We start from the raw sequence: 16,038 nt of genomic DNA, 5'->3' as shown, positions 1-16,038 counted from the left end.
TCGTCCTGAGGCCCGCGGACGCCACTCACGAGGGCCATGCTGCATCGACGTACGGCTCTGGGCTCCGCGGTGGTGGCGTCGGTATAGATCCCGGAAGCTGAGGCTCGAATCCCACCGGCAACCCTCTGACAAGGGCTTCCTGTCCGGTGACCTCTTCGGCGTGCCCGAAGTGGTCAAGCTGCCGGCGGGCGATCGTCTGCGACGCCGGCCTCGAACAGGGGTGCTGCGGCACGTGATGAGGCATTGCGCGGCAGTAGTCCGAGCTGCGTCGCGAGTGCGTAGAAACCGGGCCTGCGGTTGTCGACTACCGGACTCGACATCCGTGCGGGCAAGCTCCAGCATGGACTCATGACGGTTGGCCCCGACACGGTCGTCAAGTTGCTGACGGCGGCTGTTGCCGCCAGCGTAAAGCCCTTCGTGCAGACGATTCAGTCCGCTCTGACTAAGAAGGGTCTGGTCAAGGCGGGTGGTGCTTTCGGTCGATCCCTGCAGATCCAGGGCCCGCATCGCACCGGCTTCTCCACTCTGGCGGGGCTGGAGGGGCTTCCGCCGGGCCTGACCTACGCCAAGGTGAAGAAGAGCATTGATTCGCCGACCTTCCGCACGTACGCCACCCAGTTGGTGGCAATCCACGTACTGGAGGCCTCGGCGCACAACCGCGAACGGATCTTCTCCGCGCTCGACCAATGGATGGTGGAGTCGACGGGGGTGCCCGTCAGCCCGCAGTTGGTGGCATATCAGGCCAAGTTCAACGCGGCCTTGGACGCGGCGTGCGAAGCAGTAGCCGGACAGCTGAAGCGGGACGTTCCGCAGGAGGAGACAGTACACGCTTGGGCTCTCGGACAGATCTCCAGGTCCCTTTTCGAATCGATTGAGCGGCACCTCGCCGTGGTCAACAGCCCCGGGCGTGCGAGCGTGCAGGAGGCCGAGCGTTGGTTGACCAGCTACAAGAGTGAATTCGGTAAGGTGCACAGCCAAATACCGCTGTTCGACATAGGGCCGAAGCGGCGGGTGCGACTCGGCGAGATCTTCGTGAAGCCGAGCTTCCACGCCGTCTACAACGTCTCCTACATCCCGTCCAGCCCATTCCGATACGACCTCGGGCTCAGCTTCGAAGAATTCTTCGACGACCTAACCCAGGCGGTGATCCTCGGCGATCCCGGAGCCGGCAAGTCGACCACCACGGCCGCACTCGCGGTGCTGTGGTCTCGGGATCGGGGTGCGCCCTTCTATCTTCGTGCTCGTGAGCTCAGTATGGACGAGGCGGGATTCAACCTGGTTCGTGAGATTGAGCGCCTTCTCTCTTCCGTCTACCAGCGTCCGGCGCCTGCGGGGCTCGTCGAGGAGCTGCTCCTGAACGGTGCCGCCCTCGTCATCCTGGACGGGCTCGACGAGGTTGCACCCATGTATCGCAGGAAACAGATCGCGCAGGTGGTCGAATCGGCACAGCGGATGTTCCCGTTGTGCCGATTCTTGGTGACCGCCCGTCTGGTGGGCTACTCGGCCGTGCAGTTAGACCCCGACGTCTTCACGGAGTTCACGCTCCAACCGTTCCGGGTCGACCAGGTCCGAGAATACGTAGAAAAGTGGTTTGCGCTCAGCTCCCGTCAGCTCCACTGGGATTTGAAAAAGACGGTGGACGACTTCATGCGCGGCAGCGAGTCGATCCACGACCTGAGAACCAACCCACTCATGCTGGCGCTGGTGTGCGTCCTTTACCGGGGAACGAAGGACATTCCCCGGCGACGCCCGGAGATCTATCGTCGCTGCATTGAACTGCTGCTGCGTGATTGGGACCTGTCCCGGGGCATTCGGGTGAACCCTTGGGAAATCGGGATGTACGAGTTTGCCCTCAGTGCGGTGGCCGAGTTGATTAGGAGCAGCGAGGCTTACCGCAACGGTATGACAAAGGGACGTTTGCTGCAGGCGATCTCGCAGGCGTTGGAGGCGGAGGCGATACCGAACACTGCCGAGGGGCTCCGGGTGGCGGGCGAGATCGTCGACTTCTGTAGGGACCGCGGCTGGATGTTCACAAAGATCGGCGCTGATCACGACGGCGAGGACGTCTACTCCTTTACCCACCGAAGCTTCTACGAGTACTTCGCGGCATACCGCCTGACTCGCATTTCGGACTCCCCAGAGGAGCTCGCCGAACACGTCTTCGAGATGATGAAGGCGGGGGAGGGCGAGATCTTGGCCCAAATCGCCCTTCTGATGTACGGGGAACGGAGCCGGCTCGGGACGTCGAAAGCGATGCTGGCCCTGTTGGAGTTGATCAGCGGGGCGACCGGTGACTTCAGGTCCTCTGCGATGGAGTTCGTCGTTGCTGCTGCCGACGTGGTGATGCTGAACGGCACCGCGCTCAAGAAGCTGGTGACACTGTCGCTCACTGTTCCGGTGCCCCACGACGTACTGCGCACCATGTTTCTCCCCGACTTCCGGTACTCGACCGGCATGGAGGAGATCCTGCTGAGCTGTCTGAGCGGCCGTAACGTCGGTGAGCTGGTCAAGATCGCGAACGGGCGGCAATGGCTGCTGGACTTCTTCGTGCAGGAGGGAATCGTCCGCCTCGACGCCCTCGCCGGCCAGCTCGGCGAAAGCCTGTCGGGTACGCTCGATCGACTGCTGACCGGCGCCTGGTCCGAATTCGCGGATAATGGTCCGCCCGCGGTCGCCGTCACCCTGCTGAGGGCAGTGGCCGACCGAGAGACGGAGCGATCCCGCCGAATAGCGGCGATCCGTGGCCTCCGCTGGCTCGGGCGGCAGGCCGGGGGGTTGAGCAAGCTCGCCGGCTCGTTGCAGAACCACCCCGGGAGTCGGCGGCTCAACCAATACGTCCTCGGTGGAACCGGCCAGGCCGATCTCGCTGCCGCCGCGCTCACCAGGGCTGTGGGTCATGGACCCGAGGTGCTGATCGGAGTGCTCTGCCTCGTCCTCTGCATCTGCGAGATCATCGAGAGTCGCTACCGTCTCGGTGAGTACCCGGTCGATGGAGTTGTCGCCAAGCTCCTCCAGGCTCGATCGGGCGTCGGTACGTCGGCTCCGGAGGCCCTGCGCTCCGCTTTGCAGCCTGCCGACGCCGAGGCGTTCGACCGGTGGTGCGGTCAGCGCATGAGCATCATTTACTACGACGTCGTTCGTGCCACCGCCGTCTCCTGAGCTTCGGCTCCTCGTCGGCCCTGTGCGTCGTCAGGTGCCGATGTCGCACACGCCGATCGGAGGCTCGGCGAGGGCACGCTGGCTGTGATCGGCTACTTGGTCGCTGACCTCTTCGGCGGCTCCGAAATGGTCAATCCCGCGGCGCTATGGGCGGACACGCTCGCAGGCGACAACCCACCGCCTCGGGCGGTAAGGCCGGAATGGCCAAATCGAGGCTCGTAACTGCGAGTGAAGGCCTCGGTCGGTTAATGGATCTTTGTCGGCTTTGTGGTGATAGTTTGTGCCGTGATCTTGACGGCTGGTGTTGATCTACTTAACGTCTCCGATCACTTGCTCGCCTGGGGAGGCCCGAGTGATCGATGGTGTGCGTTCGTCGTCGGTATTCGCCCGCGTACATGCGCTGGCGCGTCGCGGCTGTCTCGCGACGGCGTTCCTGTTGGCGGTGACGGTGGTGCCGGCGACGCCGGCCGTGGCGGCAGGTGGTGGCTCCTCGGCGGTGGCGGCGAAGGACCGTTCGGTGCCGGTGAAGAGGCTGCCGGTGCGTGAGCGCGGTGTTTCGCCTTCCGATGGCCGGAAGTGGCAGCCTGGATCGGCGGTGTTGCCGTCGTCGGGGTCGGCCGTGCTGCAGGTCGCGTCTACTCCGGGCGCCGGTGAGGTGGAGCGGACCCGGGTGGGTGGCCTGCCGGTGCGTCTGACGAAGGATGTCGCTTCATCTGTCGTGGCGCCGGCGCAGGTTCGCGTAGAGGTTGCCGACCAAGCCCAGTCCGCGGTGTCCGGCGTGCCGGTGCTGCTACGACTTGACCGGGTCGACCCGGGTGCCGCGCGGGCCCGTGTCCGGGTTGAGGTTGACTATTCGGGCTTTCGTGAGGCGTACGGGGCGGACTGGGCTTCGCGGCTGCGCTTGGTGCGGATGACGCCATGTGCGGGCGAGGCCGCGGCTTCTGCGGCGGGCTGCGGTGTCGAGGAAGTCCTGACCTCTACGAATGACACAACCTCCGGTGTGGTGTCGGCGAGCGTGGACCTTGCGGTGAGCAGCGGCGGGGATGTGAGTTCCCTGGGCGCCGGCGAGGGCGCGTTGGCGGCGGATGCGGTGGTGGCCCTGGCGGCGGGGACCGACAGCGAGACGGGTTCGTTCACCCGGACGTCGCTGGCGGAGTCGTCGAGCTGGCAGGCCGGGCAGTCCGCCGGCGACTTCAGCTACTCCTACCCCCTCGATATGCCATCCTCGCCGGGCGACCTCGACCCGGACGTCACCTTCGGCTACTCCTCCGGTGCCGTTGACGGCCGCACGAACGGTGAGAGCGGGCAGACGTCGTGGCTGGGGGAGGGGTGGAACTACGAGCCGGGTTACGTTGAGCGGTCCTACCGGTCATGCAAGGACGACCAACTCCCGGCGCCCACCTACACCAACGCCACCGGTGACCTGTGCTGGCGCGAGGACAACGCCACCCTGTCCTGGCAGGGCCGATCGACCGAGTTGGTGCGGGACACGACCACCGGGACGTGGCGGCTGGCCGATGATGACGGCAGCCGAATCGAGCTCATCCGCGACGGCGCGGACTGGAACGCCGCCATCAACGTCCTGTCGCCCGGCGACTTTGACGGTGACGGCAAGGCCGACGTGCTGCTGCGCCGGGCCGCGGACAACGACCTCTACCTGCTGCGCGGCAACGGCACGGGAGGGTTCCTCAACAACGGCGCGGCGACACCCGTCGCGTCCATCAGCGGCGCCGACCTCATCCTCTCGCCCGGTGACTTCACCGGTGACGGCAAGGCCGACGTGCTGTGGCGCAAGACCTCCGACGGCACCGTCTATCTGCTGCGGGGCAACGGCGCCGGCGGCTGGCTGACCGGCAGCAGCGAACTGATCGGCAGCTTCAGCACCGCGAACGTCATCTTCGGCAGAGGCGACTTCAGCGGCGACGGCAAGATCGACATCCTGTGGCGGCGTTCCTCCGACGGCCAACTGTTCATGGTTCGTGGCAACGGCACCGGCGGCTGGATCACCGGCAGCAGCGAATCGATCGGCAACGGCTTCAACAGCCAGGACCTCATGTTCTCCACCGGTGACTTCACCGGCGACAACAAGGTCGACGTCATCACCCGCGACGCCACCACCAAGAACCTGATGATCTACACCGGCAACGGTGCCGGCGGGTTCATCACCGGCATCGGCACCAAGATCGCCTCCGGGCCTAACGGCGCCGATATCGCTTTGTCCGGCGGCGACTTCGACGGTGACGGCAAGCCCGACGTGCTCTGGCGCGAGGCGGCCAGCAAAGACCTCTACCTGCTCGCGGGCAACGGCACCGGCGGCTGGAAGACCGGCAACTCCCAGAACCTCACCGACGGGCTACGGCTCAAAAACGGCGACGACAACGGGGAACACTGGCGCCTGACCACCACCGACGGCGTCCAGTACTACTTCGGCCGGTCCCGCCTGCCCGGCTGGACCGCCAACCAACGGGAAACCGGATCCGTCTGGACCGCGCCGGTCTTCGGCAACACCGCCGACGAGCCGTGCTGGCGCGCCACCGGCTTCACCGCCTCCTACTGCTCCCAGGCGTGGCGATGGAACCTCGACCATGTCATCGACCCCCACCAGAACTCGATCTCCTACTGGTACAGCCGCGAACAGGCCCGCACCGGACTGGCTGGAAACTCCAACACCACCGCCTTGTATGAGCGCGGCGGCACGCTCCAGCGCATCGAGTACGGCACCCGCGCCGGCCAGGAACTCACCGGCACCGCACCCATGCAGGTCGTCTTCACTGCGGGTGACCGGTGCCTGGCCTCCTGCTGGTCCGGGTCGACGCCCATCACCGCGAACTGGCCCGACACCCCGTGGGACCTCAACTGCACGACAAGCTCCTGCCCGACGAACATCAGCCCGTCGTTCTGGACCACCCGCCGGCTGGCAAAGGTCACCACCCAGGCGTGGAACGGATCCACCTACGCCGACATGGACGAATGGGTGCTCACGCACCAGTACCCGGCCACCGGCGAAACCGACGTCAGCGCCGCCCTGTGGCTGGCGACCATCGTTCAGACCGGCAAGGACGGCGGCACCAAGGCGCTGCCGGCCACCACCTTCGGCGGCACCCGCTACGCCAACCGCACCGACTACAACCTGTCCGCGGCCGTCCCCATGGTCAACCGCTACCGGATCACCCGCGTCAGCAACGAAACCGGCGGCGAAACCAACGTGACCTACGAGGGATCGGACTGCACCGTCGCCTCCCAGGCGAACCCGGACAACAACCCGAAGCGCTGCTTCCCGCAGTACTACTACCCGCCGGCCGCCCCCGCCCCGGGCTGGTCCTGGTGGAACAAGTACCGCGTCACCAAGGTGGTCGACAAGGACCTCGTCGGCGGCAGCCCCGACGTCGAGGAAACCTACGCCTACTCCACCGCCGGATCCTCCACGACCGTGCTGTGGCACCACAACGACGGCTCCGCCACCTGGAGCAACCCGCTGGAGAAGCGCTCCTGGTCGGACTTCCGCGGCTGGCCCACCGTCACCACCACCACCGGCATCGCCGGGCAGGCCCAGTCGCAAACCCGAGCCCTGTACTTCCGCGGCATGGACGGCGACCGCACCGACGCCGGCGAGAACACCCGCGACGCGAAGATCACCAACTCGTTGGGTGAGGTCACCGAGGACCACTCCCACCTCGCCGGCATGCTCCACGAGGAGATCGACTACAACGGCGCTGGCGGCATCCCACTAACAAAGTCCGTCACGACGCCGTGGCTGCAGCAGACCGCCCAGCGACAGTCACCAAGCGACCTCGCCCAGCCATCCACCGCCTACGCCTACTACACCGAGCCCGGCACCACCCGCGACATGACCTGGCTCGCCGCCTCAGCAACCTGGCGCACCACCAGGACCGTCAACACCTACGACACCACGTACGGCACCCTCACCCGCACTGAAGAGCACGGCGACGTCGCCGTCTCCACCGACGACACCTGCACCACCGTCGAATACGCCCGCAACACCACCGCCTGGCTGATCGAGCCACTGTCCCAGACGACCACCACCAACTGCGCCACGACGCCCGGCCCCGACGACACCCTCTCCGGCGCCCGCGTCTACTACGACGACAACACCATCGTCGGGACCATCGGAAGCCGAGGACTGCCCACCAAGATCGAAGCCCTGTCGGACTTCACCGGGGCCACTCCCACCTACATTACCCGCTGGACCACCAGCTACGACGCCCTCGGCCGGGTCCTGACATCCAGTGATGCCCTAGGTAACACCACCACCACCGTCTACACGCCCATCACCGGCGGCCCGGTCACCCGGGTCGACGAGACCAACCCCAAGTCGCAGACCACCACCACCAACCTCAACCTGCGCGGGCTGCCCAGCACCGTCGTCGATCCCAACGACAAGACCACCACGACGACCTACGATCCGCTCGGGCGGCAGCTGAAGATCTGGCTGCCAGGGCGCACCACGGCCGACACCCCTAACCAGGAGTACGTCTACGGCACCGACAGCGCCTCGGTCGCCAACTACCTGCAGACGAAGACCCTCGGTCCCAACGGTAGCCAGATCAGCTCCTTCGAGATCTACGACGGACACCTGCGTCCGCGGCAAACCCAGACCACCGCGCCCGACGGCAAACGTGTCATCTCCGACGTCCGCTACGACGCCCGCGGACTTGTCGCCGCCGAATCCGCCTTCTACAACAACGTCAGCGCACCTACCAGCACCCTGGTGACCTTCACCGACGCCACCGTCCCCACTCAACGCCGCTACACCTACGACGGCACCGAGGACCTCACCCGAGACGCCCTCTGGTCCCTCAACACGGAGAAGTGGCACATCACCCTCAGCCGCGACGGCGACCGCGTCACCGTCGAACCACCCTCCGGCGGAATCCCCACCACCCTCATCGAGGACGCCCTCGGCCGCACCACCACCCAACGCCAATACCAGAGCACCAACCTCAGCGGCCCCTACGACGAAACGACCTACACCTACGACCGTCTCGACCGTCTGAAGTCCGTCACCGACGCCGACGGCAACACCTGGAACCACACCTACGACCGCCTCGACCGGCTGACCACCAGCACCGACCCCGACGCCGGCAACACCTCATACACCTACGACAACAACGACCAGGTCATCACGAGCACCGACGGCCGCGGGGAGGTCCTCTACCGCGCCTACGACGCCCTCGGCCGTCCCACTGAACTGCGCGACGACAACGCCACCGGCAACCTGCGCGTGTCCTGGCTCTACGACACCCTCGCCAAGGGCTACCCCACCTCGGCCACCCGCCACGACCCCACCGGCGACTACGTCCAGGCCGTGACCGGCTACACCGACCTCTACCAACCCACCGGGCAGACCAACACCATCCCCGCCAGCCAGGGAGCCCTCGCCGGCACCTACACCACCGGATACGGCTACAACCCGAACGGGTCGCCCGCTACGACGGATCTGCCCGCCAAGGGCGGGCTCCCCGCCGAAACCGTCACCTACACCTACACCGACGAGGGCTACCTCACCGGCGTCACCGGCCTCGACACCTACCTCGCCAGCGCCCAGTACTACTGGCACGGCGCCGTCAAGCAGCAAATCCTGGCCTCCGGCACGAAACAGGCCCGCCTGACCAACACGGTCGACGACGCCACTGGCCGCCTCACCGCGTACCTGGTTGAGACCGAGAACCAGACCGTCCCGGACACGTGGGACGAGAAACTCACCGAGCAGTACACCTACGACTCCGCCGGCAACATCACCAGCATCGCAGAAACCAACGGTCGCAGCGTCGTGGCGAACCAGTGCTTCGGCTACGACTACCTGCAACGCCTCACCGAAGCCTGGACCACCACCGCCACCACCTGCCAAACCACACCCAGCCAGAACTTCGTCGGCGGCACCGACGCCTACTGGCACTCCTACACATACAACAAGATCGGCAACCGAACCACCGACACCCGTCACAGCGGCACCGGCGACACCACCCGCATCTACACCTACCCCCCCGCCGGCAGCCCCCGCCCCCACGCCCTCACCGACATCACCAGCGACGGCGGCGAACCCGCCAACCACTACACCTACGACAACGGCGGCTACCTCCAAACCCGCACCGCCACCGGCAAGCCCGACCAGAACCTGACCTACGACGCCGAAGGCCACCTCACCCAACTCGCCAACGGCGCCACCACCCACACCTACATCTACTACCCCGACGGCAACCGCCTCATCGCCGACAACCCCGGCACCGAAAAAACCCTCTACCTGGACGACACCGAATACCACCTCAGCCACACCACCGGACAAGTCACCGCCACCCGCTACTACCCCAACGCCATCCGCACCACCAACGACGGCCTCACCTGGACGGCCGCCAACCACCAAGGCACCACGCAGGTCGCCATCAACGCCACCACCCTCACCACCACCCGCCGACGCCTCACCCCCTTCGGTGAAGACCGCGGAGCACCCCCCGCCACCTGGCCCGACGACAAGGGCTTCGTCGGTGGCACGACCGACCCCACCGGCTACACCCACCTCGGCGCCCGCGAATACGACCCCACCACCGGCCGGTTCCTCTCCGTCGACCCCCTCATCGACTACTACGAACCGCAACACCTCAACGCCTACGCCTACAGCAACAACAGCCCCATCACCTTCACTGACCCCGATGGCCTCCAGTGGAAACCGAACGACGGGGGCGGAGGCGGCGCTTCCGCGGGAGGGGGAGGACTCGGCGGTGGCGGTGCTATAGGCAAGAGCGGCGCAATCTTCGCCAGTGCAGGGATACTCGCAAAGGCGTTCGGAAAATTCCTAGGCAAGTTCATCGGAAAAGCTGCCGCGCTCCTCAAGAAGATCATCAAAAAGGATCCGCACAGGCCGCCCAAGCCGCCCAAGCGGACCAAGTCCGATCCGCCCAAGCCGCCCAAGCGGACCAAGTCCGATCCGCCCAAGCCGCCCAAGTCCGATCCGCCCAGGCCGCCCAAGTCGACAAAATCTGGGCCGACGCAGAGCACTAAGCCCGCCGGTGGAAATCGGCCCAGTAACAATCCGGGCTGCAAGGGGGATAGCTGCACACCTAAGCAGGTGGCTGCTGAATACCGTGCCAACCCGGCTAATGGAGTCGGCAGTCGGAGGAACGTCGCTGTTGCGCAGCATGATATTGACGGCGTGTCTGGGCAACGCATTGGAGTTAGCGGGCAACACACAAATCCCGGCTCTGTAGCCGCACCTAAAAGCCGCGTGTTCAATCCAGGTGAGAGGCCATTTGATTCAGAGAACAAGATCTTTGAGCATTACGCCGCGAATCTCAGCCCGAATGCACGAGGCACGATCAACTTGTATTCTGAGAGGGTGCCATGCCCAAGCTGTTCGTCTGTTATTGACCAGTTCCGGGAAATGTTTCCTGGTATTCGAGTGAACGTGAGTTGGGGATAGTGATGGGATCACTCATAGAAGAGCTTGGCATGTTCGCGTCCGGCGAACTTGTCGGTATTTCGGAGGCGGAGATAGCCGAGATCGCGAGGGATCAATCCGTCGCCACGCTACCGAGTCGTTACGTTGAGTTCCTTCGGCTGATGGGCAGGAAAGCCGGCTTTCTCCTTGCGGGTACGGATGCCTTCTATCCTGGCATTCTCGGTATCAAGCATGACGCATTCGATTTGCTTGCCGACAGCGGTGTTCCTGGCCTCGCACCAAGGGGCGTTGTCGTCTTTGCAATGCATCAGGGATACCAAGTCTACTGGATGACAAATGCGTTGTCGGACGATCCGCCGGTGTGCATGTATCAGGAGGGCGACAAGGAGGTCTCTCGGGAATGGAGTTCATTTACTGATTTCTTGCGCCACGAGATTTCACAAAGGTGACATAGGCGGCGCTTCGGATCGGGGAGCAGAGGTGGCTCTGATGCCCCTATGTTCTGTCAAGCGGTTCGTGGGGTCGGATCTACGGGATCGAGCCGGCGGAGCAGGTGGTAGATCTCGCGGGCGATGTAGCGCTTGAGGCATCGCATGGCTTCGCGGCGGGTGAGGCCTTGGCTGCTGCGTCGGTCGAGGTAGTCGCGGGTGCGTTGGTCACCGCGTGATCGGGTCAGGGCGATGCGGTAGAGGGCGGCGTTGGCGCGGCGGTCACCGCCGCGGTTGAGTCGGCGCCGGCGGGTCTTGCCCGAGGACGCCTCGATCGGGTTGACGCCGCATAGCGCGGCGAAGGACGCCTGGCTGTGCATCCGGTCGGGGTTGTCACCTGCGGTGACCAGCAGCGCGGAGGCGCTGTCGGGGCCGATCCCGTGACGTTGCAGCAGCTGTGGCGCGTACGAGTTCAGCACGGCGGTGATCTGACGCTGGAGTTCGCGTTCCTCGGCGGTGAGTGCCTGGATGCGCTGGGCCAGGCGGCGCAGGGTGTAGACGGTGGCGGTGGCCACGTCGGTCGGGGCGGTGTCAGGCAGGGCGGCGCAGTGGCGGATCAACGCTGTGTTGGACAGGCCGGTCAAGGTGTCGCGTAGCGTCGTTGCGGCGGTGACGATTACGGCCTTGAGCTGGTTGACCGCCTGGGTGCGGGATTTCACCGCGGAGGCTCTGGCCAGGCGGAACATGCGCAGCATCTCCACCGGCCCGTCGGCGGTCTTTGCGGTGGCGGCGGCCCGGCCGGACAGCACCGCCAGGGCGGCGGCCATCGCGTCGATGGTGTCGGTCTTGCCGTGGCGGCGGCGCGCCGCGCGGTCGGGGCGGTTGACCTCGATCACGGTCAGACGCTGGTTGCGCAGGTAGCGGGCCAGGCCCGCGCCGAAAGAGCCGGTTCCCTCGACACCGGCGCGGCGGAGGTCGCCGAAACCACGTGCCCAAGCCAGCAGGTCGCGGTAGCCGGCGGCGGTGGTCGGGAAGCTGGCAGAGGCGACCTGGACGCCGAGTGGGGTGGTCACTGCGGCGACGTGAGCGTCCTTGTGGGTGTCGACGCCGAGGATGACCTCCTCGCCGGCCGGGTCGGGCTGACCGTCCGGGGCGGTGTTTGGCATGCTGGACATGGACCGTTTGTCTCCTGGTGGCTCGGGACGGCGGATGGCCATCGCCGGGCCGGCAGGGCGGTCAGAACTGTGATGGTGCCCTTGTTGCAGCAAGGCCCCTATCGGGACACGCTCTACCGGTCCGGTGACAGCAGGCCCTCCCGCGAGCCACAGTCGACAGATCAGCGCGAAGGCATCGACTGAGCCGGTTGCGTTGCGGGTCAGACCGCGGCCCGCGGGAGCACGGCTCCTACGATCTCAGAACCGCACCCTCACACTCACAGTTGCGTTGAGTGTTGGCATGATCGAGGCAGGCTTGAGCAGTGAAGTCGTTGACCCGCTCTCGGTTGCATGTCCAGGTAGGTGGGCGTGAAGGTGTCCAGGTGCGTGTCGCCGGAGGGGGGTCGTCAATGTCCGCGTTGACGAGGTCCCCGCCGGGGCAGCAGTGGCGGAAGTTCGGCGAGCGGGCGTCGCGGCGGCTTCGGCCGCGGTGAGTCCCCGTGGTCGCCGTCCCAACGCCGCCGTACTGATCGGGCAAGTCACCCCACCCGAAGTACGGCATTGGCTGGGCAGGCAGGAAGCCGAGCGTCTCCAGCGGCTCGGTGCGGGACTCGGCGACCGTGCACAGGTGCGCCCAGTCGTCACCGAAGTCGAACACGTACGCGAACTGCTCGCCGCTGCCCAGGCGGCCCAACTTGGTCCGGCCGCTGTCGATGCCACCCTCGGGTGCTTGTCGTCCCACAACTCAAGCGGCGTGATCTCGGTCCGGTCGCCCATCGTGAACATGTGCATGTGGGCCAGGTCCCAGCGGGCAAAACGCCAGGTCGATCGCGGCACCGAACTGGTCGAAGGTGTGCGCGACCGGCTCGCGGCGAAGACCCTGCCTGGGCGGGGCCACCGTTCGACACCGCCGCCGGCGACCAACTCAACCCGTAAGGAAAGCCAGGTACGCGCCGCCGTTCACCCCTCCGCCGAAACCCCGTCGTCCCCACCGTCCGGAGGCTTACCCGTGGCGGGGCCGGGGGAGCGGGGTGGGAGCAACCGGGTGCGCTGAACGGCAGTCAACTGCACCCAACGCCATCGAACAGCGCTCAACGGCACCACCGCCGACCTGCGGTTCTGCGTTTTCCCAGGTCAGAGTGGGTGGAGCGTCCTGCTTCACACCGAAGAGGTCACTGGTTCGATCCCAGTATCGCCCACCATGAATATAGGCAGGCAGGAAGCCCGTTACCGGAATCACCGGTAACGGGCTTCTCCGCTGTTGCCCCTTAAATTGGGAGCAGATTGGGAGCAGGCAGCTCCCTGGCGTACCGACGCCAAGCCGGCATGGCAACCGCCCGGCTCGTGCCAGCCGTTGAAGGTCGAACACCAGCACGGCGGGTGCCCTGCGGAACATCTCAACTGCTCAGGACTGGCATGCCGGTGGCCCCCGGCGACCATTCCTGCGCGCCGTCGTGCTGGAGCGGCAGCTTCGTCAGGGCGTCGATGTGGACACAATGGCGTATTGCAGCCTGGTCTGTGGCTGTAGCTCGCCGCAGCCTTCGAGGAAGCTCGGGGTCTGCTGCACCGGTTGGTGAGGTGGCCATGGTCAACCGACGTTGACAGACGTGCCCGGGGCGGCGACGGCAGGCGTGGCACAAACCGTCGAGGGTGTCGGCGAAGACGGCGCATAGACGACCGAGCGGTAAGTCACATCCCTGGTATCCGGGCCGCTCCGCTCGGAGCGGGCACCGCTGGTTTCTTGACCCTGCTGTTCGAGTCAGGCGGTTGGGATCGGGGGCGGTGAGGCCGTTGGCCTCGCGTGGCGATCGGCGTGGCTGCCCCACCGACTAATCTTGGAACTCCCTGGAAAAACTTGGAACTTGTGATACGGTCCTTGCCATGCCCGAAACCATGGACGAACTCGAGGAGCGGATCTCGCAGCTTCGCGGTCGCCTTCGCCAGGCACTTGCCGCCGGCGAGCGTGCCGCCGTCCCGCGTCTGCGCGCGGAGCTGCGGGCGGCGGAGCTGAGTTGGGATTCGGCGTTGCTGGAGTCCGACGACTCGGTGTCGGCGCCGTCACCGCCGGCGACGCTGCCAGCGGGCATGTCGTTGTTCCCCGTTCGCGAGCAGGTCCATCAGGTCCTTACGGTGCTCGGGGTCGCTGCGGCGCCGCGGCTGATCGTCGCGACGCACGAGGCGTTGTTCGCGGGCGGACTGATTGCAACCAAGCTGGCCAGTCTTCGGCGCGACGAGGAGCGATCCTTCCGCGCGGCGCCGTACTCCCGACCGTATTACGTGTGTGCTGCCCTGGCAGCTGACCAGCTCGTGGCGGTGCGTGGCCTCTTAGCGATATCCACGTGGCCGCTGGATCGCCGCATCATGGGTCCACTGTCGCCCAGGGTTGACTTTCTTACCGCCGCGGTACGGCTGGTTCGCCACCTGCAGACCACCGGGGAGCTTGGACCGCAGTCGATCCGCCTCCTGTGGCCGTTCACCAACAACATCCCAGGTGCCAGCGGTTCCACCGAGGAGTTCGAGCCGTCGAGGCTTATCGCCGCGGCACAAGCGGAGCTGCAGATTCACGAGGAATCCGACCGGCAGCAACGTGAGGCTGCGGCTGAGCGTGCGCGGCGGCTTTCCGACGCGGAACAACTGTTCGGGGGCCAGCAGCTCAAAGCAGTTCGGTCCGTCACGAAAGGCTAGATCCTACTTCCCCCATCCGGCGGCCCGGATCCCGCGAAGATTCGGACCCGTCCTCCGAAGGATGACATGTCTGCCGTCGACGATCGTTTGAACGCTCTGCGAGGTGCGGCGCCGCGAAAGCCGCACAACGCCCGCACACTCGCCGCGCTCGCGGCGAACCCTGGTTGCCGTCGACGCACGCTGCTCGATGCCGCAGGTATCGACAAAGGGCAGATTGCGCAAGGGCTGGGCGTGCGTATCTCCATCGGCCAGATGTCAAGCATCGCCATCGCCCGTGGAAGGGGTTTCGAGGCCAAGGTGAAGGCGGACGGATGTGCTGAGCTGCTGCGCTTGTTGCGCGAACACATCAGGCTGCCGGTCGCCGAGGTCCACTATCACGACCTCAACCCGGCCGACACCGACGACAGGATCACCTCGCGGCTGCGTCGCTCGCAGCGCGCCCTGCAGGCGTCGGCAGAGTCGAATGAGCCGACCGGGACGTTGTTCGACCATCCGATCCTGCAGCTCACCGTGAACGGCGTGCAGGTCCGGATCGAACCGGATCTGATCACGTTCAAACTCGGCAACCAGTTCTTCATCGTGGAGATCAAGTCCTTCGCCATCTTGGACGGCACCGCGGACTCCGGCAAGGTGGCGGCTGCCGCGCAACAGTCCGCGGTGTACGTGCTCGCGATGCGGGAGATGTTGCAGACGGCCGGACTGGACCCTGGCATGGTGTCGGACCAGGTCGTGCTCGTATGCCCGAAGGACTTCAGCAATCAACCGGTTGCGGAACTGCTCGACGTTCGCAAGCAGTTGGCAACGTTGAAGCGGCAGCTGGACCGGATGGAAAGTGTGGAAAGCCTGCTGCGCTTCCTGCCGCCGGACCTCTCGTTCGACTTGCGGTTGGATGACGCCGGTCGGCCGACACGCGATCCTCAGGAGCTCGCGGCGGCGGTCTTCCAGGTCACCGCCCGGTATTCGCCGGAGTGCCTGGGCGCCTGCGAGCTGGGTGGGGTGTGCCGGTCGGAGGCGAGCGGCATGGTGCCGGTACTGGGCCGAGTGGTACGCGAAGATCTGGGCGGCATCGACTCGATCAAGGAGGCGGTCGAACTGGCCACCGGCCGGCGGGAGCCGGACGCCGGCCAGCAGCAGGCGGCTGATCTGCTGCGAAGGGCCTACGGCATGCGCGAGGCAGCGTTGGGGGCTGTCCGGTGAC

The 16,038-nt window shown here is 65.9% G+C and carries 6 protein-coding genes; 5 read left to right on the top strand and 1 reads right to left on the bottom strand.

Annotated features, from left to right (window positions below; all coding sequences use genetic code 11):
* Nucleotides 1-348: 348 nt before the first annotated feature.
* From ACFYOS_RS12430 to ACFYOS_RS12420, 3 genes are all read left to right on the top strand, one after another.
* Nucleotides 349-3,159, top strand: a complete 2,811-nt coding sequence (locus tag ACFYOS_RS12430; RefSeq protein ID WP_387139222.1) for an NACHT domain-containing protein — start codon at nucleotides 349-351, stop codon at nucleotides 3,157-3,159.
* 304 nt (nucleotides 3,160-3,463) lie between these two features.
* Nucleotides 3,464-10,594: an FG-GAP-like repeat-containing protein gene (locus ACFYOS_RS12425; protein WP_387139219.1), complete on the top strand. Its 7,131-nt coding sequence runs from the start codon at nucleotides 3,464-3,466 to the stop codon at nucleotides 10,592-10,594.
* Nucleotides 10,595-10,623: 29 nt separating this feature from the next.
* Nucleotides 10,624-11,022, top strand: a complete 399-nt coding sequence (locus tag ACFYOS_RS12420; RefSeq protein WP_387139216.1) for an SMI1/KNR4 family protein — start codon at nucleotides 10,624-10,626, stop codon at nucleotides 11,020-11,022.
* Between the two features lie 56 nt (nucleotides 11,023-11,078).
* Here the strand turns inward: ACFYOS_RS12420 and ACFYOS_RS12415 are convergent, their stop codons facing one another.
* Complete coding sequence (locus ACFYOS_RS12415) at nucleotides 11,079-12,176, bottom strand: IS110 family transposase (RefSeq protein WP_387139213.1); 1,098 nt, start codon at nucleotides 12,174-12,176, stop codon at nucleotides 11,079-11,081.
* Nucleotides 12,177-14,036: 1,860 nt separating this feature from the next.
* On the opposite strand from ACFYOS_RS12415, the gene ACFYOS_RS12410 reads away from it, so the two are divergent.
* Both ACFYOS_RS12410 and ACFYOS_RS12405 read left to right on the top strand, forming a co-directional pair.
* Nucleotides 14,037-14,840 carry a hypothetical protein gene (locus tag ACFYOS_RS12410; protein WP_387139210.1) on the top strand — a complete coding sequence of 268 codons (804 nt, stop codon included), beginning with the start codon at nucleotides 14,037-14,039 and terminating at the stop codon, nucleotides 14,838-14,840.
* Nucleotides 14,841-14,906: 66 nt separating this feature from the next.
* Complete coding sequence (locus tag ACFYOS_RS12405; RefSeq protein WP_387139207.1) at nucleotides 14,907-16,037, top strand: hypothetical protein; 1,131 nt, start codon at nucleotides 14,907-14,909, stop codon at nucleotides 16,035-16,037.
* Nucleotide 16,038 lies beyond the last annotated feature (1 nt).

Origin of the sequence: Micromonospora sp. NPDC005806 (assembly GCF_042871425.1) — a bacterium.
Taxonomy (GTDB): Bacteria; Actinomycetota; Actinomycetes; order Mycobacteriales; family Micromonosporaceae; genus Micromonospora.
The sequence above is the reverse complement of the archived record's forward strand: the minus strand, read 5'-3'. Positions and strand labels throughout refer to the sequence as shown.